At 43.9% G+C, this 25,414-nt stretch carries 18 protein-coding genes; all 18 read right to left on the reverse strand.

Annotated elements, in window-relative coordinates:
- Positions 1–10: 10 nt before the first annotated feature.
- On the reverse strand, positions 11–355 hold the full coding sequence (locus VIM91_RS00820; RefSeq protein WP_331862943.1) for a GIY-YIG nuclease family protein: 345 nt from the start codon (positions 353–355) through the stop codon (positions 11–13).
- Between the two features lie 18 nt (positions 356–373).
- A complete protein-coding gene (locus VIM91_RS00825; RefSeq protein WP_331862944.1) occupies positions 374–3,271 on the reverse strand; it encodes an insulinase family protein in 2,898 nt (965 codons plus the stop codon).
- Between the two features lie 216 nt (positions 3,272–3,487).
- A complete protein-coding gene (pnp, locus tag VIM91_RS00830; RefSeq protein WP_331862945.1) occupies positions 3,488–5,572 on the reverse strand; it encodes a polyribonucleotide nucleotidyltransferase in 2,085 nt (694 codons plus the stop codon).
- Between the two features lie 256 nt (positions 5,573–5,828).
- Entirely contained in the window at positions 5,829–6,095 is a 267-nt protein-coding gene (gene rpsO / locus VIM91_RS00835; protein ID WP_029934666.1) for a 30S ribosomal protein S15, read from the reverse strand.
- A gap of 113 nt (positions 6,096–6,208) precedes the next feature.
- The gene (locus tag VIM91_RS00840) at positions 6,209–6,700 is read right to left on the reverse strand and encodes a cyclic nucleotide-binding domain-containing protein (RefSeq protein WP_331862946.1); all 492 of its coding nucleotides are present in this window, start codon (positions 6,698–6,700) and stop codon (positions 6,209–6,211) included.
- The gene (locus VIM91_RS00845; RefSeq protein WP_331862947.1) at positions 6,669–7,526 is read right to left on the reverse strand and encodes a methyltransferase domain-containing protein; all 858 of its coding nucleotides are present in this window, start codon (positions 7,524–7,526) and stop codon (positions 6,669–6,671) included. The genes VIM91_RS00840 and VIM91_RS00845 overlap by 32 nt, the downstream gene beginning before the upstream one ends.
- Positions 7,516–8,448, reverse strand: a complete 933-nt coding sequence (gene truB / locus VIM91_RS00850) for a tRNA pseudouridine(55) synthase TruB (protein ID WP_331862948.1) — start codon at positions 8,446–8,448, stop codon at positions 7,516–7,518. The genes VIM91_RS00845 and truB overlap by 11 nt, the downstream gene beginning before the upstream one ends.
- Positions 8,449–8,450: 2 nt before the next feature.
- On the reverse strand, positions 8,451–8,807 hold the full coding sequence (rbfA, locus tag VIM91_RS00855) for a 30S ribosome-binding factor RbfA (protein ID WP_029934661.1): 357 nt from the start codon (positions 8,805–8,807) through the stop codon (positions 8,451–8,453).
- Positions 8,808–8,944: 137 nt separating this feature from the next.
- A complete protein-coding gene (infB, locus tag VIM91_RS00860) occupies positions 8,945–11,437 on the reverse strand; it encodes a translation initiation factor IF-2 (RefSeq protein ID WP_331862949.1) in 2,493 nt (830 codons plus the stop codon).
- Between the two features lie 23 nt (positions 11,438–11,460).
- A complete protein-coding gene (gene nusA / locus VIM91_RS00865) occupies positions 11,461–12,948 on the reverse strand; it encodes a transcription termination factor NusA (protein WP_331862950.1) in 1,488 nt (495 codons plus the stop codon).
- Positions 12,949–12,960: 12 nt separating this feature from the next.
- Positions 12,961–13,416: a ribosome maturation factor RimP gene (gene rimP / locus VIM91_RS00870; RefSeq protein WP_331862951.1), complete on the reverse strand. Its 456-nt coding sequence runs from the start codon at positions 13,414–13,416 to the stop codon at positions 12,961–12,963.
- Between the two features lie 233 nt (positions 13,417–13,649).
- A complete protein-coding gene (locus VIM91_RS00875; RefSeq protein WP_331862952.1) occupies positions 13,650–14,270 on the reverse strand; it encodes a 3'-5' exonuclease in 621 nt (206 codons plus the stop codon).
- Positions 14,270–16,102, reverse strand: coding sequence for a putative nucleotidyltransferase substrate binding domain-containing protein (locus VIM91_RS00880; RefSeq protein ID WP_331862953.1), 1,833 nt, complete (start codon positions 16,100–16,102; stop codon positions 14,270–14,272). The genes VIM91_RS00875 and VIM91_RS00880 overlap by 1 nt, the downstream gene beginning before the upstream one ends.
- A gap of 78 nt (positions 16,103–16,180) precedes the next feature.
- Entirely contained in the window at positions 16,181–17,797 is a 1,617-nt protein-coding gene (locus VIM91_RS00885; protein WP_331862954.1) for a cation acetate symporter, read from the reverse strand.
- 1 nt (position 17,798) lies between these two features.
- A complete protein-coding gene (locus tag VIM91_RS00890) occupies positions 17,799–18,026 on the reverse strand; it encodes a DUF485 domain-containing protein (protein WP_331862955.1) in 228 nt (75 codons plus the stop codon).
- Between the two features lie 227 nt (positions 18,027–18,253).
- Entirely contained in the window at positions 18,254–20,209 is a 1,956-nt protein-coding gene (gene acs / locus VIM91_RS00895) for an acetate--CoA ligase (RefSeq protein ID WP_331862956.1), read from the reverse strand.
- Between the two features lie 136 nt (positions 20,210–20,345).
- Positions 20,346–21,866, reverse strand: a complete 1,521-nt coding sequence (locus VIM91_RS00900; RefSeq protein WP_331862957.1) for a sensor domain-containing diguanylate cyclase — start codon at positions 21,864–21,866, stop codon at positions 20,346–20,348.
- Complete coding sequence (gene dnaE, locus VIM91_RS00905) at positions 21,863–25,342, reverse strand: DNA polymerase III subunit alpha (protein WP_331862958.1); 3,480 nt, start codon at positions 25,340–25,342, stop codon at positions 21,863–21,865. Before dnaE ends, VIM91_RS00900 begins: the two co-directional genes overlap by 4 nt.
- Between the last annotated feature and the right edge of the window lie 72 nt (positions 25,343–25,414).

Consider the following 25,414-nt stretch of genomic DNA (forward strand, 5'->3'; position numbering starts at 1 on the left):
TAACCGGTGATTAAGCTTGGTTTTCGATTAAGAATTGCTGGATTAAAGCCAGTTTTTGCGGACGTGAAAGTTGTTTGATTTGGTATTCGTGTTGCGTAGCTAAAGAGCGATTTTGATGCGGCCAAAAAGCTTTGATTTCGACAGGTCGTCGGGTCGCGGTGTACTTGGCGCCACCGACTAATTCGCCATTATGTTGTTTAAGACGGCGTGCCAAATTATTGGTCACACCACAATAAAGTGAACCATCTGCACAAGCGACCAAGTAGGTATACCAAGCCTGGTACTCGGATGCAGATACCTCATCAGACGTTAGGCTTGCGTTGGATATACCACAAGCCTTGTTGGAATCCGTCATGCTTAATTTAAGCCTAACTTACAGCTTAATTAACTCAAAGCCTTGCGCACTTAGTAAGTCTGAGTGGCTGGACTGGGTGACAACGGCACGAGTATAAGGCGTAGTTAAATAACGCTGGGCTACCTCACGTAATTGTGCCAATTCAGCATTCAAAACGGTCTGGCGATAAGCAAAACGTTTTTCGTGACTGCGGCCATAAAGCTCTTGATAGAAGGTCTTTTTGGCTTCACCGGCGGGTGAACCGGGTTTATCCATCGCACTCACGACATTTAAAATCGCTTCGTCTACCTGCGCTTGAGTGGCATCGGTCATTAACCAGTTTAAAGCGCGCTCAAAATCCGCATAGGTTTCCATTAAACGTGGGTCACGATACGAGAAAAATACGAATGCACCGGCTTCGGCATCAAAACTCGCGCCACCACCATAAGCCCCACCCTTTTCACGGATCGCGCTGTGCAAAAAGCCATTACGCAAACAGGCACTCAAAACCGATAATATTGGCGCATCTTCGTGCCCCCACATCACCGCTGGATAAGCTTGCGCACAGAAGTTAACCTGTGTAGAGGTCAACCAGGCCTGGTGCTTGACTGAGTCAGGTTTAGCTAAGTTTAAAGCGCCCGATTGACTATTAACCGGATCGGCCAGCATATCAGCAAAACCTGCTCTCGCGGAGTCGTAACCCTGCTCATCGGCGACCAACAAACCCTGCTTGGGCGCATGTGCAATCTTGTCGCGCAATTGCGCCAAGGTATTTGAAAATTGAGTTAGTTTTTCGTCATCCGCTAGGTCTTTATCCAGTTGTTTGATATAGCGAATGCCCGCCAAACCAGAACGTTCAAAACTCCATTTGGCCGCAACCGAGAAACTTTGCGAAGCCGCACTCATGGCTAAGCTGTGACCAGCGCCAGTAATGCGATGTTCCATAGATGAGCGAATTTGAGCAATCAGGTCTTTTAAACGCTGGGTTTCTTTAAAGTCCACTTGATGCAGGGTTTCAGTCATCAACTGAGTTAGATCGGTTTGATGGCGATTTAATGCTTTACCCGCCAATACGAAATGACTGCGGTATTTGCTTGGATCAGTTAAATCCGCTCGCACCGCTGAACGCGCACTTAAACCACCGGTTACTGAAGCTTGCAACGATTGGGTCGCTAAGTAATCACGCCCGCCACTGCCGACTTCAGTTAAACAACTATTAAACAAAGGCATCACCGCCTGCTCTTGCTCGGTTAAGTCCGGCATATCCATAATCAGCTGTTGATACACCAAACCATTGGTTCCGCGCTGGTAGCTGGTTAGGTTTGCCTGCTTATGTTTCGCTTCAATTTTGGGTACGTCAGGATCAACATCTTCCTTGGTGACTTTTGGCAGAATGTTGGGATCATCTTCTTGCGCCTGACGCTTTTCCAACGCTTTGGCCTGATCAATAATCGCTTGTTTCTGCTCGGCCGTTAAACCGGCCTGAATGTTAGCTAATTTCGCCTTTTCAGCCTGTTCACGTTGTGCCGCCAACTCTGGATCAGGTTTTAGAGTTAAACGCACACGATGTGGATTATCGAGCAACCAGGTTTGTATTAGGTTCGGGATAAATTCAGGTTGGCGCACTTCGGCCTGCAATTCCAACAAAATCTTATCAACATCTAACAAGGCGACTGGATCACCTTGATGCAGCGCACCCGGCAAAGCGCCCAACATTAACTCTAGTCCATAAGGATAGCTATCGCCGCCGACTTCACGCTGCGATAATTCAAGTTGATGCAACATGGCTTCAACATGAGACTGGTCGACACCTTCTTTAACAACACGCTGCAACTCATTGATAATTAAGTCTTCTATCGCCTGCGCATGCTCTGGCTCGGTGCCTTGTAAACCCACCACAAATGCCATTTCTTTATTGGAGTCTTCGATTCCACATAGCGGTGATGGCGCGGTCGCCAACTCAGATTGCTCCAATACATAACGCAATGGCGACGCGCTGTTGTCCAACAATACCGATGACAATAAATGACCTTTTAAGACATCCATTGGGTCTTTATTCAGACCTAACAACCAGCCTAATACCACGTGGGTTTTTTGGCTGGTGTCTTCTTCCTCTAACGCATAGGTTTGCTCGATGGATTTGGGTGCATTAAAACGCTGCTCGGTGCCAACATAAGTGGGTTCGATTTGATCTTTAAAACGTGCCAAAGCCAAGGCTTCAAAATCAGCTTGTAGTTCAGCCGGATTTTGGTTGCCATAGGTCATAAACACCGCATTAGACGGATGATAATGCGTGCGATGGAAATCAACCAATTGCTGGTAGGTTAAATCCGGGATCGCTTCAGGATCGCCACCACTGTTGTAGTGATAAGTCGAGGTTGGATAAAGCTCGGTGGTTAAGGTTTGCCAAAGCGTTGAAATCGGTGAACTCATGGCCCCTTTCATTTCATTAAACACCACGCCTTTGTAGATTAAAGGCGAGTTGGCATCGTCCATGGTTTCAAACTCAAAACGGTGACCTTCCTGGGCAAAATCAAGTGGATCTAAATTGGGGAAAAATACGGCATCCATATAAACTTGCAGCAGGTTTTGGTAATCCTTGTCGTTTTCAGTCGCAAACGGATAGGCCGTCCAATCACTTGAGGTAAATGCGTTCATAAAGGTGTTAATGGAGCGACGAATCATCATAAAGAATGGATCACGCACCGGAAAGCGTTCACTGCTACACAAGGTAGTATGTTCGAGAATGTGGGCCACGCCAGTTGAGTCCTCAGGCACCGTACGCAATGCCACCATAAAGACTTTATGCTCATCGTCCGCGGCTAAATGGTAATGCATGGCGCCGGTTACTTTATGGCGATAAGTCAGTACATTAACCGACAAACTTTCTATCGCATGTTCACTGATGAATTCGAATGTTGTGTGACTGGGTTGCATAACACCTCACATATAAAAAAACCGTTTTGCAACGGTTTTAATTTTGTAAATTTTTTCAAAGAATCAAGACGAATATGACTTAATTTTGAACCACGAAGCTCACGAAGCTCACGAAGTTTTAAAGCGTTGTAATATTAAAAAGAATAAATATCAACGATTATCTTCGTGCCTTCGTGGTTAAAGCCAACGCGATATAAACGTTGGCTTTTTCAATCATTAAACCGCTTTGATTGAAAGCTTAACACGGCCCTGTTTATCAATTTCTGTTAGGCGCACTTGAATTTCTTGACCTTCTTTTAAATAGTCTTCGACATTCTCAACACGCTCATCTGAAATTTGCGAAACGTGAACCAAGCCTTCACGACCTGGCATGTAAGAAACAAAAGCACCGAAATCAACGATTTTAACGACTTTCGCGTCATACACTTTACCGATTTCCGGTTCAGCGACTATCTGCATAATGCGTGCAATTGCATCATCTGCACACGACTGATCCGACGCGGCGATACGCACCGTACCGTCGTCATCTAACTCAATGACCGCACCCGATTGCTCGGTTAGCATACGGATGGTTGCGCCACCTTTACCGATGATTTCACGTACTTTTTCTGGCTTAACTTTAATGGTGGTAATACGTGGAGCGGTTTCAGCAACATCTGTATTAGATGAGGTGATAGCTTTGGTCATTTCACCCAAAATATGCAAACGCCCGGCTTTCGCTTGATCCAATGCGATTTGCATGATTTCTTCGGTAATGCCTTCAATTTTAATGTCCATTTGAAGTGCGGTAATACCCTGCTCAGTACCGGCTACTTTAAAGTCCATATCACCCAGATGATCTTCGTCACCCAAAATGTCAGACAAGACCGCAAAGCCCGATTCTTCTTTAATCAGACCCATCGCAATACCAGCGACTGGTGCCGCAATTGGCACACCTGCATGCATTAACGACATACTGGTACCACACACGGTGGCCATTGAACTTGAACCGTTTGATTCGGTGATTTCAGACACCACACGAACGGTATAAGGGAATTCATCGGCTGTTGGTAACATGGCCGCAACACCGCGACGCGCTAACATACCATGGCCGATTTCACGGCGACCTGGTGTGCCCATACGACCACACTCACCTACTGAATAAGGAGGGAAGTTGTAATGCAACATAAAGCGATCTTTGTAAGAACCGGTTAATTCGTCCACAATTTTTGCATCTTGCTCGGTACCCAAGGTCGTCACAACCAACGCTTGAGTTTCACCACGTGTAAACAAGGCTGAACCGTGAACTTTTGGCAATACACCCACTTTACAATCAATCGCACGAATGGTTTGGTTATCACGGCCATCAATACGTGGCTGACCCGAGACGCTACGACCCCGTACGATGTCTTTCTGCAATTTACCAAATAAGCCTTCTAATTCTTTCTCAGACGCGCCCTCTGGATTTTCTTCTGTCGCCGCTAAAGCTTGCATTAACTTCGTTTTAGCTTCATCCAACGCCGCATAACGCGCCATTTTGTCGGCGATGTTATAAGCCGATTCAACGTCTGAACGGATTAAGCTAAATACTTGATCTTTTAATGCGGTGTTTTCTGCAACTGGCTGCCAATCCCAACGTGGTTTGCCGATTTCTTCAGCCAATTCACGAATCGCTTGAATTGCCACTTGCATTTGCTGGTGGCCAAACATCACCGCGCCTAACATGACATCTTCCGGTAATTCGCTGGCTTCTGATTCCACCATTAATACCGCAGACTCGGTACCGGCGACACTTAACTCCAAATCAGATTCATCAAGGTGTTGAACCGATGGGTTTAAGATGTATTCGCCATCTCTGTATCCGACAATCGCCGCCCCAATTGGACCATTAAATGGAATGCCTGAAATCGCTAAAGCCGCTGACGTACCTAACATCGCGGCGACTTCGGTACCCGCATCTGGGTCTAAAGCCAAAACCGTGGCGACCACTTGAACTTCGTTCATAAAACCTTTCGGGAACAATGGACGAATTGGACGGTCGATCAAACGTGAGGTTAAGGTTTCAAATTCCGATGGACGACCTTCGCGTTTTAAAAAGCCCCCTGGGATTTTGCCGGCGGCGTAAGCTTTTTCTTGGTAGTTCACCGTTAATGGGAAAAAGTCTTGGCCTTCTTTGGCCTTTTTAGCCCCGACTACCGTGACTAAAATGCGCGTATCACCCATACCGATAATCACCGCGCCATCCGCTTGACGCGCAATTTCGCCGGTTTCTAATGTAATGGTGTGGTGACCGTACTGGAAGCTTTTTACATGTTTTGCCATCAGAATTTCCTTTCTGCTTGCTTTAACTGGAAACCTGAATCCCTAAAATCACCGGCTAGTTATCCGTTCACCAGGCCTGGTGGTGGATTAAACGCGGATGGGTTTAGGGATTCAGGTTATAAAGGGTTTTCAGTTAAATCGTTTAAATAATCTAAAATATCAGCTTTTTATTCAGCCTTATATTGTACAGACTTTGTTGGACTTTCGCCTACAAAAAAGCCCCGACTAAGCGGGGCTTCTTTAGCAGCTTTGAAACTTACTTACGTAAGCCAAGACGTGCGATCAAATCTAAATAACGCTGACCGTCTTTTTTGTGCAAGTAGTCTAGCAACTTACGACGACGACCAACTAAACGTAATAGACCAACACGTGAGTGATTGTCTTGCTTATGCGTTTTGAAGTGACCTGTTAGGTATTGAATACGGTGAGTTAACAAGGCAACCTGAACTTCAGTTGAACCTGAGTCGTTTGCATTTGCGCCATATTCAGCGATGATTTTTGCTTTAGTTTCAGCATCAAACATTATCTTCTCTCCTAGAGATCGGTTTACTATTAAAAATCAATTTCCGCAACCGATAGCAGAAACTGAACCGCGTACTATACAGATTTTATTGAATTTTTCAATCTAATTCGCAATTAATGCTTACCGTAACCATGCATGTAATGTTCGATCTGCGCCATGGATTCACTCATCGCGCGCACCAGGTGATCCAAACTCACCACCGCATTTTCGAGAATGTTTACCGCAATATAGGGATGCTCAACTTTTAAACGATCATACATTGAACGTGTTAGAGCCAATAACGTGACTTTTTTAGATGAACAATACATTCTTAAATTACGTGGCTTGCGGTCGAAAAATGACATTTCACCAATCAAACTACCCTCACCTTGATGGCCGACATTGACTTCGTTTTGACCATCATAACTGGTAAAACCAACCTTGCCCTGCACTACAAACATTAAGCAATCGCCTACTTCGCCTAGGTCTGAAATAATCTGATCACGTTCGTAGGTTTTTTCCTGCAAATAACTGGTTAAAGTTTCAACCTCATTGCGAGTTAGTGACTCACAAATAAAGTTTTTTTGGAAAAACTCAAAAAGTTCGGTGGCTGTCATATCCGTCATGTTTATTCTCCTCTAATCGTCGCGCCAAGAAGGACGCAACCGGGCGGCCATCTTCAATGCGGCTTATTTTATCAACTATCACTTCAAACTCGACAAATTCTTTTGCTAATTCGTGTTTTTTTACAATTAAATTGGGGTTTCTAGGTGAACCAAAGGCTTCAACGCCTTCTGCAAAAGTATGAATTAACACATAACCACCAGGCCTGGTATGAGCACGCATATAAGGATATAACGCACGATTAAGAAACCGATTCATCAAGATTAAATCGAACGATTGGGTTGGTAAACAATCAGTCGATCTTAGGTCACAGCAACGCCAATCCACATCAACCGCATTATGTTTTGCCAAGGTTTTGGCACGTTCAATAACACGAGCCTGTTGATCTATGGCGGTAACTTGCCAGCCTTGCTCGGCTAAATAGACCGCATCACGCCCACCGCCACAACCCAAATCTAGTGCTTGAGGCGATGTTAGATTGGGATCGAGGTTTAAATACTGCTTTAGCGTGGTTTCAAGAAAAGGGTTTGGTGACCATAGCCGCATCGAAGAATTACCCCGAACCAGGCCTGGTTCAGCCAGATTGGCAAATTCAATATCGGTTAAACAAGCGTTAATGTTATAGCCCTTTTCGCGCAAAAAGCTTCGGATGTCAGCCAGATGAACCTCAGATGCGATGAGACCTAAATTCGCGGGCGCGGCCGGCAATTCGTTTAAACGAACTTTCAATTCAGGCCAGCTAAAAAGCGCCGCGTTGGGAAAGTGCCCAGCACGATAATCTTGCGCCGAACGACAGTCTAACCAAGCCTGGTGCTCACTATTGAGCATGTGAATCGAGGGTGGGATCAACGTTAAACCCGCGTTTTATTTTTAAGCGTTGCTTATCTGCACGCCATTCGCCAATGGCAAAAATCTGCTGATGCTCGTTATATAACCGAACCAAGCAATCTTGATGGGGGTTTTGCGGTTTTACATCAAACAAAAACCCACCCATCCAAAGGTGGTTTTTTTGCTCAACTGTAAGATGAACCGCTTCGTAGTCAATTAAAGCAATATCAATCGGCAATAGATTGGTGACGCGAAACATCGCAATCTCATCTAAGTCACGCATCATATCGGCTTTAAACACACCGGTTTGTGTTCGGTGTAATCCGGTCAGGTGGCCTACTGTACCTAACGCCTTGGCAATATCCTCACCTAAAACACGTACATACGTGCCTTTTGAACAATGCACTTCGAAACGGATTTGGTGTTGATCAAAATCTAGTAGGTTTAACTCCATAATCTGAACTTGGCGTGGTTCACGCTCAATTTCGATGCCTTTGCGGGCATAGACATGCAGAGATTTACCTTCAAATTTAAGCGACGAATACATGGGCGGCACTTGGAAAATATCACCCCGAAAAGACTCTAAAACCGATTCAATTTTTTCGCTTGTTAGCGCTGGCACCACCATCTGTTCAATAACGTTACCGTCATGATCGCCGGTATCGGTTTCCACACCTAAGCCTAAAGTAGCAATATAACGTTTGTCAGAAGCGAGTAATAACCCTGAGACTTTTGTTGCTTCACCCAAACAAACAGGCAATAATCCGGTGGCAAATGGGTCTAGCGTGCCGGTATGGCCGGCTTTTTTAGCTGAGTAGATTCTTGTGATCTTTTGCACCACATCTCTTGATGTCAAACCCGCCGCTTTATTTACCAACACAATGCCATTAACGACTTTTTTGCGTCTACCTCTGGCCGCCATGTTTAATACAAGGCCTTCTTGATCAATTGTTCAATATGATCGACATGCTCAGGTACGGTATCGTGGTAAAAGCGCAAATTTGGCGTAATACGCAAACGTAATTGTTTACCAAGTTCAGTGCGGAAAAAACCCTTGGCTTTCTCTAGGGCTTTAATCGCCTCTTCTACTTCAACATCACCAGACTTAGCACCCAGCACGGTAAAATAGATTTTCGCCAAGCTCATGTCTTTCGTGACTTTACATTCTGTCAGGGTCAAACCTTGCAAACGTGGATCTTTGGTCTCACGGCGCAACATGTTGGATAACAAACGAAATATTTCTTGCGACACACGATCGGTGCGGCTAAATTCTTGACTCATGATTTTCCATTTCCATCAGACCACCAGGCCTGGTTACTTTGTTTTCTGTAAAAACAAAATGCCCCGAAGGGCATTTTAAAACTATAGGTATTTATCGAATTTACATAAATAGTTCAATCAGTGAAATATTATGTAAATTAATCGAGCGTACGTTTCACTTCATAACGCTTAAAGACTTCGATTTGATCGCCGACTTTAACGTCATTATAGTCTTTTACGCCGATACCGCATTCCATACCTTGACGAACTTCTTTCACGTCGTCTTTAAAGCGACGTAAAGATTCCAATTCGCCTTCGTAGATAACCACGTTATCACGCAATACACGGATTGGCTGGCTACGTTCAACAATGCCTTCAATAACCATACAACCAGCAATCATACCGATTTTCGGTGCTTTAAACACATCACGAACTTCAGCGGTACCGATAATTTCTTCGCGTTGTTCAGCCGATAATTTACCTTCGATAGCACGTTTCACTTCGTCCACAACTTCATAAATGATGCTGTAATAGTATAAGCCCACACCTTCACGTTCAATCAAACGTTTAGCAGACGCATCAGCACGTACGTTGAAACCAAACACTAAGGCTTCAGACGCAATCGCTAAGTTAACATCACTTTCAGTAATACCACCTACGCCACTGCTTACAACGGTTACACGTACTTCTTCGTTACTTAAGTCGGTTAAGGCATTGCTAATGGCTTCAATCGAACCTTGTACATCGGCTTTTAGCACGATATTAACGGTTTTCATTTCGCCTTCAGCCATCTTGTTAAACATATTGTCCAGCTTGGCACTTTGCTGACGTGCGATCTTAACTTCTTTATATTTACCTTGACGGAATAACGCCACTTCACGTGCTTTACGTTCATTGTCAACGGTGATCATTTCGTCACCCGCGGCTGGCACACCCGATAGACCCAAAATCTCCACCGGGAAGGATGGACCAGCGCTATCGACAATTTTGCCTTGTTCGTTAACCAATGCACGCACACGACCAAATTCCATACCACATAAGGCGATATCGCCTTTTCTCAAGGTACCAGACTGAACCAATACGGTGGCAACCGGACCACGACCTTTATCAAGACGCGATTCGATGACGACGCCTTTCGCATGGCCTTCTGTGGGCGCATCTAATTCTAAAATTTCCGCACTTAACAAAATGGCTTCTAGTAAGGCATCAATCCCCATACCGGTTTTTGCCGACACAGGTACAAACTGGATATCCCCACCCCATTCTTCTGAGATGACGTCTTCATTTGCTAATTCTTGCAATACGCGATCTGGGTTGGCACCTTCTTTATCCATCTTGTTGATGGCGACCACAATCCCTACGCCAGCCGCTTTCGCGTGCTGAATCGCTTCTTTTGTTTGTGGCATCACACCATCGTCAGCCGCTACCACGATAACCACAATGTCCGTTACCTTCGCACCACGTGCACGCATCGCCGTAAAGGCTTGGTGACCTGGGGTATCGATAAAGGTTATATCACCATTTGGCGTTTCAACATGGTAAGCCCCGATGTGCTGGGTAATCCCACCGGCTTCACCTGTGGCCACTTTGGCTTTACGAATATGGTCAAGCAACGAGGTTTTACCATGGTCAACGTGACCCATGATGGTTACGACCGGTGCACGGTGAACAAATTCACCATGATATTCTTGCTGAAGCACTTCTTCTTCAAGAGCGTTTTCTTTAAGCAAAATCGGCTTATGACCTAACTCTTCAACCACAATGGCCGCAGTTTCTTGGTCTAGTACCTGGTTAATGGTCACCATGGTGCCCATGCCCATCATAAACTTAATGACTTCAGCTACTTTTACCGACATCTTATCGGCCAATTCAGCGACTTGAATGGTTTCAGGAATCGCAACATCACGTACAACGGGGCCAACTGGCTTTTGGAAACCGTGTTGGTTATCTTGTGACGTTTGCGAATTACCTGGTTTTTTATGATCAAAGCGTTTTTTAGATTTACGACGCCCCAAGCTCATTTTTTCATTATCATCACTGACAATTTTGGTTTTGATGGTCTTCTTCGCTTTGGGTGGTCCATCTTCTAAACGACTATCAAGTGTTTTGCCTTTTTTGGCTTTTGATTTTTTGTCGTTCTTAGAATCCACAACGGCTTCGGGTTCAACAATCGCCGGATCAACAACCTCTTCTGTGGTTTCGTCTGGCGTGTTTTCAACGACCGTTTCCGTCACTGAGGTCGCATCCGTAGCAGATGCCGCCTGAGATGTGACTTCTTCGCTGGCTTTCACTTCTTCGGCTGGCGCTGAGATAACCTCTTCCACTTCCTCAGGTTTGGTTTCTTCTAATTCAGAGCGTTTAACATAAGTGCGTTTTTTGCGTACTTCTACATTAACCGTGCGCTTGTTTGAGCCTGATGACAAGTTAAGCGTCTTAACTTCTTTACGACGCAGCGTCACTTTTTTAGGCTCATCTTCCGCAACTTCACCATGCAGACTTTTTAGATAAGCCAACAAGGTACGTTTTTCTTCTTCGCTGATCGCATCATCTTTAGTCTTGTTTTTGACGCCCGACGCTTCTAGCTGTGCTAATAATTTATCTACAGAAAGGTTGAGTGTTTCTGAAAACTTTAATATCGATACTTCGGCCATAATCTCGCCTCTCCCTTTTCCTGTTATTCAAACCATGGTGCGCGTGCTTTCATAATGAGCGCGGCAGCGGCTTCAGCATCTAAACTGACAAGTTCTAACAACTCATCAGTACCCAGTTCGGCTAAATCTTCTTGGGTTACAATGCCTTTAGATGCCAGCTGTTTGGCCATATCATCGTTCATGCCTTCAAGCGCCAATAAATCATCAGCGGGCTCAGCAAGCGCGGTTTTTTCTTCATTTACAATGGCTTGCGTTAACAATGCGTCTTTCGCGCGTTGTTTCAGCTCGTTGACCAAGTCTTCGTCAAAACCATCAATTTCTAACATTTCTGCGGTCGGTACATAGGCCACTTCTTCAATCGTCGTGAAACCTTCTTCTACCAATACTTGCGCCAACTCTTCATCAACTTCTAACAAAGTCACAAAGGTGTCGATGTATTTACCGGCTTCATTGTTGTGTTTTTCTTCCATGTCGGTTTTCGACATGATGTTTAGCTCCCAGCCAGTTAACTCAGAGGCTAAACGAATATTCTGACCACCCTTACCAATCGCTAACGAAAGCTGATCATCTTCTACTGCCAAATCCATTTCGTGACGGTCTTCGTCCACCATGATTGAGGTAATTTCAGCTGGCGCCATCGCATTAATTACAAACTGGGCATCGTTTGGATCCCATTGAATAATATCAATACGTTCACCATTTAGCTCATTGGTCACCGCTTGAACACGGCCACCACGCATACCCACACAAGCACCAATCGGATCTAGGCGAGGATCGTTTGCTCGTACTGCGATTTTGGCACGGAAACCAACATCACGTGCAGCCGCCATAATGTCAATAAGGTCATCGCCAATTTCTGGTACTTCAATTTTAAACAATTCCATCAGCATTTCTTTACAGGCACGTGACATAAATAACTGAGGACCACGTGGACGGAAGCTGACTTCTTTTAAATACGCACGAACTCGATCACCGATGCGAAAAGTTTCACGCGCGACTAATTCGCTGCGTGGAATAATCGCATCGACGTTATCACCCATATCTAGAATGACATCACCGCGATCAACTCGTTTCACTTGACCCGTTAAAATTTCGCCAACACGCGCGCTGTAATCTTCCACAACTTTTTTACGTTCCGCTTCGCGTACTTTCTGGATAATCACTTGCTTCGCGGTTTGGGCGCCTATACGACCGAATTCGATAGATTCAATTTCTTCTTCAATATACTCATCTGGCTGGGCGTGTGGATCGATATCTACCGCATCCATCATACGAATATACAAACCTGGCTCGCCTTCAATCGCGACATCATCTTCAATCACTAACCAACGACGGAAAGTCTTGTAGTCACCTGTATGACGGTCGATTTCAACACGTGCATCAATCTTGTCATCATAACTTTTGGTGGTGGCCATCGCTAAAGCGGTTTCAATCGCCTCAAAAATGATTTCTTCATCCACGCCTTTTTCGTTAGACATGATTTCAACAACGGATAATACTTCTTTACTCATGATTCAACCGCCTTACAGTTCTACGACTAAATTTGCTTTATCAATACTCGAAAATGGAATCTCATAAACTTCACGATCCACTTCCACCTCGATCTGGTCTTGACCCGCTTGGATCAATTCCCCTTTAAACTTGCGGCGCCCCATAATAGGTGAGCGCGCACGTACATTTACTGTTTTACCAATATAGGGTGTGTAATGTTCTGGTTTGAACAAAGGGCGATCCATACCCGGTGATGAAATTTCGAGCAAATAAGCCGCCGAAATTGGATCTTCAACATCCATGATCGCACTCACTTGACGACTTACTTTGGCACAGTCATCAACCGTGACACCGACACCTGGACGATCTATATAAATACGCAAGGTTGAATCTTTACCGGCTGGGATATATTCACAGCCCCATAAATCCATCCCTAGGGCTTCAATCGCAGGAGCGACAAGCGATTCAATTTTTTGTTCTAACGTCACACTTCACCTATAGTCAAAAAAAACCAACAAAAAACCCCGTAAAAACGGGGTTCTCTAAGGCCAAAAAACGGTTAAATTAAGTTTAAAACTTACCTGTAACCGCTTTTTGAAAAATACATTTCAGAAAAACTGCGCTAAGAATACTCGCAGATTGGCTTTTTGTCAAGATGAAAGCCTTTATTTACAGAGTTTTAAACATCTCTCTCAAAATTATTTACAACGGATATAGCCGCTTATGAAGCCTTTAAACTTTGCAACTTAACATAAATCATCGCGGTCATTAAAGCATCGTTAAATGCATCATGCTGGCCCATTCTTGGCAAATGCAATTTATCCAGAATTGCATTAAAACTCAAATCAAAAACCTCATGCTCTGGTTGCAGCCAATCTTGGTAAAAGTGTTTATGATAAAGCTCGGACACCTCAATTTGTTGATTGGGCAGCTTAATACCTAACCAAGGTTGAATCACAGCATTGACCATTGCCATGTCAAATTCCAGGTAGTAACCAACCAAAGGACGCGAGCCAATAAACTCAACAAATTGCTTAATCGCTTCACCTTCATCTAGCCCCACCTCGACATCAATATTGCGGAGCCGATGAATAACGATACTTTCAGGGTTAATGTTGTGTTGTTGCTTAAACTTAAGATTTAAGCTTTGACTCGATAGAATTTGGTTTTGCCTAATTTTAATCGCACTTAGAGATACAATTTTGTCAGACTTAGTATCTAAACCCGTCGTTTCACAGTCAAAACAAACCAGATCCTCATCATCAGGCGGTTGGAATAAAAACCCATATTCCGGCTGCTTAAGACGTTTTTTTAACCAGGCCTGGTGAAGCCTTGCCAACATTAGATTGCCCCATCCATTTTGAAGTGCTGTTCAATTAATTTTTTAAATTTATGCACAACACTAAACGCATCTTTTAAAAGATCTTGTTGAAAATGATTTAAATGATCGGTTTCAATCGAGTTATCAACGGCTTTACCCCGAGCTTTCTTTTCCAGCATAGATTGCAACCTCAGGGTATTTAAAAAGTTCAGGGTTTCCCCCAACTCCACCCCAAAGGCTTCATCGAATACATGTTGGTTTATAAGCTCTCGAATCCGCCAATGGGTGTTGGTTTTTTCAATTTCTTTTTCCATAGCCAAACAACGCACACCATGCACAATCGGAAAAATACCACCTTTTTTTAAGTCGATTGAATGGCCGTCATCCTTTTCGGTAATTAAACGCCCAAATAAACCAATTGGCGTATCAAATTGCAATACACTCCGCGCAAATTGGGTTAAAAACATTTGACGTTTCTGCACTTGTTTACTCAGAACTTTTTTAATGCGTTGCAAACGATCCGCATCTCCCCGAACCGCCTGAGCATCAAACAAAATCGATAAATTCATAAAGCTTTCTAAAGAAGGATGCTCAAACCAATTAATTATCTGGGATTCAAATGCACTCTCACTCAAGCACCATTTTGGATTGGAAACCATTATTCCACCGGGACAAGGTGGAAAACCCAATCCAATTAACTTAGCTGAATAGTTTTGACAAAACGTTATCAGCGTCTTTGGGTCAAGATGATCGGCGTGTATTAACGCATTATCCTGATCCGTACGCACGACTTGCTCGGAGCGCCCTTCACTGCCCATCACGATCAGGGTTGTTTCAGAAAACACCTGTTCTTCATCTAGAATCTGCCAAAGCTTGGCTTGAAGTTTTCGATGCAACTCATTGACTAACTTAGCGATATAGTGGGTTTTCACACCTTTGTTTGATAAACCTGCGACTAGATCATCAATTTGCTGGGTGACCTTTTTTAGATCATCAAAACACTCGGCCCGCTCAAGCGTTAACATCACTAAGCCCGATTGATTGGCAAATAGGCTCATTAATTCTTTTTGATGCAAGACGCCAACAAATCCCTGCTTACCTCGCACCATCAAACGATCCACGCCATATCGGGTCATTTTTAATAAAGCATTAAACAGATAGTCATTTTGATTAATTGAAATCACTGGATAACTAACCAAATCGTTTACTGGGCTGCTTAAATCAAATCCCTTAATCGCTAATCCTCTCAACAGATCAGAAGAGGTAATGACGCCTAAATGATCACCATCTTTCACTAAACAAGCATCGGTTTTTTGGGCCTCCATTTGCTCTACACAATGTTTAATACTCGTTTGGCTACTTATTTCCACTAAAGCATGCAGTGGCGCAATTTTAACCGCGTCCATCATTGCTTCACTTGAGGACTCGATTTGTAACTGGCGATGAAAATGACTGAGTTTTTGCGTAATGTCATTAAAATAAAAGGACTCAAACTCGGGATTATGTTTGAGTAAATTTTTGAAGGTCACAAATGGCAGTCTATAAGCCAAGGTTTCTTCAATGGCCTGATAACGCAATCTCGTTTTTTGGTCCAACAAGGTTGAAGCACCAAACTGTGAATTGATTCCGTAAAGCCCACATTGGGCATTTCCATCTTCCCCCAGACACTCTGAGACACGCCCTTTAATTACAATATAGATAAATGCATTTTCCGTTGAATCTAAAGGTATCTTGTTACCCAACGGGAAATACACTACATCTAAGGCAGCGGCCGCTTCATTTAAATAGTCGCTATCTAAACACTCAAACGGATGAATGTTTGTTAGAAAGTTAACTTGTTCAACAATAGACATAGAAACCTCAAAAAAACGAATAAAAAAGGGAGCCGAAGCTCCCTCTTTATTATGGTTTAAATTCCTTTAGTAAGAAATTTATTTACCATGGGCTTGAGCCATAAACTCGTCAGTATTACCACGATCGCTTGTTAGATAACTAACAACAATCGTCACCAATACCGCAAATGGTACAGAGTAAAGCGCTGGGTTAACCAGTACATCTAAACCTAACATTGACGCTTCACCAAAGAACTTAGCGAAGGTAAACAGTAAAGATGATACAAGACCTGCAGCCATACCCCAAATAACGGCTTGGCTTGTCATACGTTTCCACCAAACTGCAAATACAAGCGCTGGTGCAAATGTACTAGCCGCAATACCAAAACACATTGCCACTAACATGGCTACGTTTTGTTCTTTCAACCAAAGTGACATCAGAATCGCGATAACCGCTAAAACCGCTGCGCCAGCTTTTGCAAAACGAACTTGCTGTTCATCGGTTGAGTTAGGGTGAATTACACCTTTAAACAAGTCATGAGACAAACTAGTCGTGGCTGAGATTAATAAGCCCGCAGAGGTACTTAACATCGCAGCCATTGCACCGGCTGCAATCACACCCATTAGCAATTGACCACCCATCATTTCACCTAGCATTGGCATCGTCATGTTAGTTGCAACACCACGCTGACCACTAGCAATCAATTCAACCAAAGTTGGGTACAAAGCATACATCGCAATCAAACCAACGAAGAATACACTTCCGTAAAAGATAGCCAGACCCCAGATCGTGAACTGAGCTGATTTACGCGCATCTTTTGCGTTAGATACGGTATAAAAGCGAATCAAAATGTGTGGTAAACCTAGTACACCCAAAAATAAGGCTAAAACCAAACTGGCATTATCCATCAAGCTACGTAACTGAACACCTGGTGTGATAGCTGTTGGTGCTTCTGACATCATGCCACGTACCGTTTCAATCGCAACCGCACTTTCAGCATTTGTCATACCTGCAATTGCAGTAACAGCATCAGCATTAGCCGCAGCTAAAACTGGCGGAACCATATCCTTACCTTCGATAACCATACCAACAGGATTTCCACCGAAGAAATGTACAATACCGAAAATAAGCAAGAAAATTAACGCACCAAACAAAATCGCACCCTGAACAGCTTGGTTATAGCTAGTGCCCTTCATGCCACCCATGATAACGAAAATCGCCATCAATGAACCAGTCACGATAACTGTTGGCGTATATTCCCAATCTAGCAATAGACCGAATAACAAACCTGCGCCCACAATTTGAGGTACCAAATACATAACACACAGCACTAAGGTTGAGATCATAGCAACCATACGAATGCCACGTTCACTGCCTTGGTAACGAGAGTTCAAAACGTCGGCTACTGTAAACTTACCCACATTTTTTAATGGGCCAGCAATCACCAACAAAACAACGATCCAGGCTGCAAAGAAACCTAGTGCAAGCCACCAACCGTCAACACCCATCAAGGCAACGGCACCCGCAACCCCTAAGAAACTCGCGGCACTGGCATAGTCACCAAACATGGCCATACCGTTAACGCGTGGAGAAATACCACCACCAGCAACATAAAAGTCGGCCGTTCTAGCCGTAGAACGGCGATGATAGTAACTGATATATAACGATAAAAGGATGCCGAATATCACGACTCCTAGAGCTACAATATTTTCCATACTAGTTAGCTCCTTCTTCTAATTCTTCTGATTTTTTAAGATAAAGCCCAGTAATGACCACGCCTGAGATGATAATAAGCAAACCACCCCAAACAGCCAATGGCAAACCAATTAATTCCAAAGCCGCCACATCTTTAAACGTAGCCGATGTCATCAACGCCACGCCAAAATAAAGCACGGTGTAGATCGCCAATAGAATGGCAGCAAATTTTACTTTACTATTATTCATAGCTGCCTCCCGCGATATTCGTCGTTTTATCCATAGTTAAAACTCTCCTAATTGATATAAATTCAACTCTTCCTCTTGAAGCCAGAGCTAGAGCCGACCTCGCATCGTATTATGATTTTTTTTGACACTCATTCGCAACAAAAAAATGCACAATTTGACCAGAAATTTTTTGTTCAAGCCCAAAAACAGGTCAAATTGTGCACTCAATGTGACAATTTGTTCACTTTTTACTTTTGCTGAAATTGCTTCAAGATACCTGGGTCTTCCAAAGTCGACGTGTCTTGTGTAATTTCTTCACCTTTCGCTAAAGTACGAAGTAAACGACGCATAATTTTACCCGAACGTGTTTTGGGCAAATTGGTACCAAAACGAATATCATCTGGCTTCGCAATCGGACCAATTTCTTTGGCCACCCAATTACGCAACTCAGTCACCATGGCATCGCGCTCTGCACCTTCAGGCAAGTCTTGGTTTAGTACCACAAATGCAAATACTGATTCACCTTTTACATCATGCGGTTTACCAACCACGGCGGCTTCTGCAACTTTTGGATGCGCCACTAAGGCCGATTCAATCTCCATTGTGCCTAAACGGTGACCGGATACATTCAATACATCATCAATACGACCAAGAATCCAGATATAGCCATCTTCGTCTTTATGAGCACTGTCGCCCACTACATAATATTTGTTATTGAACTTGGCATAATAGGTATCGATATAACGCTGATCATCTCCCCAAACAGTTTGCAGCATAGATGGCCAAGGCTTACGAATCACTAAATACCCACCCGAGTTATTGCCAATCTCATTGCCTTCTTCATCCACGACAGCGGCATCAATACCAGGTAATGGGCGTGTGCAAGAACCTGGTTTTAATGGCGTAACACCCGGGAAAGGTGCAATCATGTGAGCCCCCGTTTCCGTCTGCCACCAGGTATCAATAATCGGACATTCGCCACGGCCAATCACTTCGTGATACCACATCCAGGCTTCTGGGTTAATGGGTTCACCAACGGTGCCCAAAATTCTTAGTTTTGATAGGTCATACTTGGCTGGAATTTCTTTACCGAACTTCATCAAGGCACGAATGGCGGTTGGCGCGGTATAGAATACGGTGACACCATGATCCTGACAGATTTGCCAGAAACGACCGGCATCTGGGTAGGTCGGCACACCTTCAAACATCAAGATAGTTTGCCCCATCGCCAATGGACCGTAAGCGACATAACTGTGACCAGTAATCCAGCCCACATCAGCGGTACACCAGAAAACATCACTGTCTTTTAAGTCAAACATCCATTCGTTGGTTAGCATCGCATTTAACAGATAACCACCTGAGCTATGCTGAATACCTTTTGGTGTGCCTGTAGAACCCGATGTGTAAAGTAAAAACAATGGGTGATCGGCGTTAACCATCACTGGATCATGATAATTACTCATGCCAGCTTCGGCTTCATGCCACCAAATATCACGCCCTTCTTTCATGTTAACTTCTTGCTTAGTACGCTGATAGACAATCACGTTTTTAACCGTCTCACAACCTTTTGCCAGCGCTTCATCGACCGAGGCTTTTAATGGTACAGATTTGCCACCACGTAAACCGCCATCGGTGGTGATGACCATTTTGGCACCCGCATTTTCAACGCGATCTCTTAAGGCTTCCGCCGAGAAGCCGCCAAATACGATCGAGTGAATAGCACCAATACGCGCACAGGCTTGCATTGCAAATACGGCTTGTGGAATCATCGGCATGTAGATAATGACACGATCGCCTTTTTTAATACCTTTTGCAGTTAAGGCGTTTGCAAAACGAGCCACTTCATCGTGTAATTCTTGATAAGTATAATGATGTACATCACCCTGATCGCCTTCAAAAATAATCGCTAACTTATCACTTTTGGTTTCGAGGTGACGGTCAATACAGTTATAGGAGACATTCAGTTCACCATCACTAAACCAACGAAAAAGTGGCGCTTTTGAATCATCCAACGCTTTAGTGAATGGCTTAGACCAGCTTAATTTCTCACGGGCTAAATCCGACCAAAACCCTACGTGATCCTTATCTGCTTTCGCATACATCGCATCCAAAACTTCTTTATTGATGCCGGCTTGGCTTTTTATCATTTCTGAGGGCTCAAACACACGGCTCTCGGTTAGGATTGATTCAATATTGTTAGACATCTCCACCTCCAGTCACTCATTCTAAAAAATCGAAAATTAGGAATATTTGATCAATGCTGAGAGCATTGCAAAATACATAATTAGGTTATTACTGCAAAATTGGGCGTATTCTAACGCGTTTTGGCACGTATCGGTCTTAAACTTCTTGATCACCAGGCCTGGTTGTTTTATTAAATGGACCAATTATTTGATTTCGACCTTTTTCTTTTGCCTGATACAAACGTTCATCAGCCAGTTTAAAAGCCTCATCTAATGCCTCTTTTGAATCAATGGCGGCAACACCACCACTAATGGTAAACAAATAAGGTTGATGACTATTGCTAGAAGTTTCAATAAACTGACGGAAACGCTCGGCTTTTTGATAGGCTTCATCTTGCGTCATATTATTGATAAACACGGCAAATTCTTCACCGCCCCACCGAACAATTAAGTCATCCTGGCGGAAAAAGCTGGTCAACATTTGAGCAAGCTCAACTAATACTTTGTCACCCGCTTGATGACCATGCGCATCGTTAAGTTGTTTAAAATGATCAATATCAAAAAACAATAAAGTGCCTGTTTGACCGTAATCTAAAAGCTTCTGTAACGACTCATTGAAAAACCGTCGGTTATACAAGCCAGTGAGCTCGTCTGTATTAGCCTGAGTGCGTAATTGATGACTTTTTAAGTGCAAGGCTTGAATCGTGTGATAAGAGTTTTCTAACGCAAAGGTGTAGCGACTGAATATCACATAAATAACCACCCATAAAAACAATAACACCAGCAAATTAAGCACCGCTTCCGCCACCAATGAACGCTGATTTAAGTTTTGTATATCGGTAATATCGGTGGCAATGACCACTTTGGATATGACATCGCCTTGATGATTAGGCTGGTCCAAACTTGTTAACACCAAGTAAGTGCGGCCTTCTGAAGTTAATAACTGTGATTGACGCTTTAAATTAATCTGACTTGCTAACTCTTCAAATAAAGGCGTTTGTTGGATAATAGAAAAGCCATTAAGATGCTCAAAGCCATAATCGGTTTGCAGTTGACCCAAGGAACTGGATTCCACCAAGATCATGGATTCAACCTCAAATCGCTCCACCAATTTTTCTACAAAATAGTTGGGCCGAACACCAAACTCTAATATTCCCAGATAGTCTTGATTTTGATTAAACAAAGGCGTGGTAATGCGATAGGTAATGCCGTTCTTACCCACTTCAAATCCTTGCAATGCGGTTTTTGCAGTATTCACTTCACGTACAATAGGACGAATTTCTGTTAAGTCGTCATCGTAAAGTTCTGGCTGGTGTAATCTTAAGATTGAGTGATTATCTGGCGCAATAAAGTGCATGATATGCAAGTTAGGTTCCATCGAACGCATACGTTCATAATCCGCTTGCACATAACTTAACAAAGCGTCATGGTTACGCGTTTGCATAAAGGACGTCATTTGTGGTTCATAAGCATAATGTAGTGACAGGGTTAGATATTTGTCGCGCAGCCCTTCGATCAAGTCATCAAAATATAAGTGCGCATCTGCACCCAAGCTCTGCACCTGAGCAGCCAGTTGGTTTTGATGTTTAATATTGGCATTAATGGTCTGCACCAGCACACTGATTAGAATAAAGCCAAAAATAAAGCTGAGGTATTTCCACTTTAATTTATGCGTCATTTCATCACCACTTCCGGCTGCCACTCTAATGCGTTTAAAGCTTCAATTAAATCGTCTTCTGGACGAAGAAACCAGTTTGACTTGAGTTGTGCTTTAGCTTGTCGATTTTGATATTCCAGCACCAATGGCAAGCCGGTTTCAGATTTATAGGGCATCACCATAGCCAAAAGCTCTTGCAAGGCCGCTTCACTCATTCTAGTCGATTCTGCATAGAGTTTTAAGGCACGTGCTTCTTTAATGCGCATTTCTGATAGAGCGACCACCTGCTCGGCATCCAGTTTAATCCCGCCATTAAAGCTATCTTCGGCTACCGTACCATACATTAATAATACAACATCGGGTTCAATTATGTCTTTCGCACTACTAAATACAGCCGGACGCAACACGGCTTCTAGACGTGCAGTTCGGTCATCTAAAGTCACAAACCCCATTTTCTCGCCACTGCGCGTATTTTTGGCACGCACCCCTACCACCAGGCCTGCTACCCAGCGTTTATCGTATTTATTTGGGGTGAGTTTAGACAGGTTTTGCGACACATAATGCGTCAACTCTTGTCGATAAGCTTCAATCGGGTGACCGCTCAAATACAAACCTAAGGTCTCTTTTTCGCCTTTTAACTTATGTCGCTCAATCATCTCTGGCACATCCACTAAGCTGGCGGCTGGAGTTAAATCTGGTTCATCTGAACTGAGTGCGCCAAATAAATCTTCTTGACCAGAGTCGGCGTTCTTTTGTTGTTGTTCAGCTTGATGCAAAGCCAAGGTCACACTCGATAACATGGCTTGGCGATTGGGGTGCAAACAATCCAATGCGCCAGCACGAATCAACGCTTCAATTAAACGCCGGTTAATTTTTTTGCCCGCGCGCGCCGTAAAGTCAAACAAATCTTTAAACGGCCCGTTTTCAGTGCGATCTTGGATCACCCCCACTAAGGCCGCTTCGCCCACGCCTTTTATCGCGCCCAAACCATATAAAATCGTGTCGGTCGAGCTGGCTTTGAATTTGATTTGGCATTGATTAATATCCGGCGACACCAGATTCAAATTCATCGCGTAACACTCATTAATCATATGCACGACTTTTTCGGTGTTATCCATGTCGGATGAAATTTGTGCGGCCATAAAGTGTGCCGGATAATGGGTTTTTAACCAGGCCGATTGATAAGAAACCAGCGCATAAGCCGCCGAGTGTGATTTGTTAAAACCGTAGCCGGCGAATTTTTCCACCAGGTCGAAAATTTTCATCGCCAAATCGGCGTCAATATTATTATTGGCTGCACCTTCGGCAAATCCGGCACGTTGCTTTGCCATTTCTTCGGGCTTTTTCTTACCCATCGCACGACGAAGCATATCGGCTTGACCTAGGGTATAACCTGACATAACTTGGGCAATCTGCATAACCTGCTCTTGGTACAAGATAATGCCGTAGGTGGGTTCTAAAGTTTCTTTTAAACACTCATGCTGATATTGCGCATCAGGATAAGACACCGCCTCTTTGCCGTGTTTACGCGCAATAAAGTTATCCACCATGCCTGACTCTAACGGGCCGGGGCGGAACAAAGCGACTAAAGCGATAATATCTTCAAAACAATCGGGTCTTAGACGGCGAATTAGGTCCTGCATACCGCTGGATTCGAGCTGGAAAACGCCGGTAGTACGGCCGGTTTTAATCAGCTCAAACACCTTCGGATCATCCAATGGAATACGCGCAATGTCGACAAAACCTTCATCACCAGGCTGCTTGCCTTCGTTAATCGCTTGCAGTGCCCAATCAATAATCGTTAAGGTACGCAAACCTAAGAAGTCAAATTTCACTAAACCGATGGTTTCAACGTCGTTTTTATCGAGTTGTGTGACCACACTGCGGCCATCGGCTTCTGAATAAAGCGGGCAAAACTCATCCAGTGGTCGTGGACCAATTACCACACCACCGGCGTGTTTACCGACATTTCGTACCGTGCCTTCCAGCTTTAAACCTAAATCAAGCAGGGTTTTTACATCTTCGTCTTCGTTATAGCGTGTTTTTAGTTCTTCTTCTTTTTCAAGTGCATCGCCCAGCTTGATACCCAGCTCATTAGGAATCAGTTTAGCAACGCCATCTACCATACCGTAAGCGTTACCCAATACACGCCCTACATCCCGCACCACCGCTTTTGCCGCCATGGTGCCGTAGGTAATAATTTGCGATACATGGTCTCGACCATAATGCTGGGAGACATAATCAATCACTTCATCACGTCGCTCCATACAGAAGTCGACGTCAAAGTCAGGCATCGAAACACGTTCGGGGTTTAAGAAACGTTCGAAAAGCAAGTCGTACTCAATCGGATCCAGGTCGGTAATTTTAAGCGAATAAGCCACTAACGAACCCGCCCCTGAACCTCGTCCTGGTCCTACCGGAATCGCTTGGTTTTTAGCCCATTGAATAAAGTCGGCAACGATTAAGAAATAACCAGGGAACCCCATTTGTAAAATAGTTTTGAGCTCAAACTCAAGGCGCGCCACATATTCTTGTTTTTTGTCAGCCTGCTGTTCGGCACTTAAATGGCCAAACAAAAAGGCTAAACGCTCATCCAAACCTTTACGACACTCTTGATCAAAAAACTCATCAATCGTCATGCCTTGCGGGATCGGAAAGTTGGGCAGGAAATATTCGTCTAGCGTCAGCTCTAAATTACAGCGTTTAGCAATCTCCAGCGTGTTTTGAATCGCTTCTGGAATATCTTCAAACAAGGCCAGCATGTCTTCAGTTGAGCGGTAATATTGTTCTTCTGAATAAGGTTTAGGGCGATTAGGGTCATCTAAAACATAACCACCGTTGATGCAACAACGCACTTCATGGGCTTCAAAATCGTCCGCTTGCATAAAACGCACATCGTTGGTTGCGACCACCGGCAAGTCGTAACGTTCCGCCACCTCTAATGCGGCTTGAATGTAACGTTCTTCGTTCTCGCGATTGGTACGAACCAGTTCTAAATAATAGCGATCTGCAAAATGGGTCTGCCACCACTGAACACGTTTGGCGACTAAGTTGGGTTTTTCGGCCAAAATCGCCAACCCAACATCGCCTTGACGTGCGCCAGATAAAACAATTAAACCGGCATTGTGTTCCGACAACCAGGCCTGCTCAACAAGCGGTACTTGCTGTAAGTTCCAAATTTTTTGATTGGATAAATAGCTTTTAGAAATTAACTTAGAAAGGTTTAAATAACCCTGCTGATTTTGACACAAGACCGTAATCCGAAACACCTCGCCTTCGGCTTGTTCAACCAATAAATCAGCGCCCAGAATGGGTTTAATCCCGGCACTGCGTGCCGCATTGTAGAACTTAACCAAGGCAAACATATTACCTTGATCCGTCAAGGCTAGTGCCGGTTGCTGAAAGTGTTTCGCTTGCGCAACCAACGGCTTAATATGGAGAAGACTATCCACCACAGAGTATTCTGAGTGAACATGCAGGTGGACGAATTGATTCATAGAATGCGCATAAAGGTTGAGGGGCTCGTTAAACATAGCGAAACAAGCAAGCTATTTTAAATATAATGCACA

It is taken from the genome of Thiomicrospira sp., assembly GCF_036568485.1.
Classification (GTDB): Bacteria; Pseudomonadota; Gammaproteobacteria; order Thiomicrospirales; family Thiomicrospiraceae; genus Thiomicrospira.